Genomic DNA, 274 nt, shown 5'->3' with positions numbered 1-274 from the left:
ACGCACAGCGATTATGGAAAACGCCCATCTGGTACTTTCTGCTGCCAGCTTTGCTGAAAGCGACGGTACGGTGATCAACAACGAAGGCCGCGCCCAACGTTTCTTCCAGGTTTACGATCCTGCTTATTACGACAGCAAAACTGTCATGCTGGAAAGCTGGCGCTGGTTACACTCGCTGCACAGCACCCTGCTGAGCCGTGAAGTGGACTGGACGCAGCTCGACCATGTGATTGACGCTGTTGTGGCGAAAATCCCGGAACTGGCAGGTATCAAA

The 274-nt window shown here is 53.6% G+C and carries 1 protein-coding gene; it reads left to right on the top strand.

Annotated features, from left to right (window positions below):
* Positions 1-13 precede the first annotated feature (13 nt).
* The coding region (locus R0J87_RS20225) for a hypothetical protein (protein ID WP_498888494.1) at positions 14-274 on the top strand (261 nt) is incomplete at its 3' end.

The organism is Halomonas sp. SIMBA_159 (genome assembly GCF_046536035.1).
GTDB classification, from domain to species: Bacteria; Pseudomonadota; Gammaproteobacteria; order Pseudomonadales; family Halomonadaceae; genus Vreelandella; species Vreelandella venusta_A.
The sequence above is the reverse complement of the archived record's forward strand: the minus strand, read 5'-3'. Positions and strand labels throughout refer to the sequence as shown.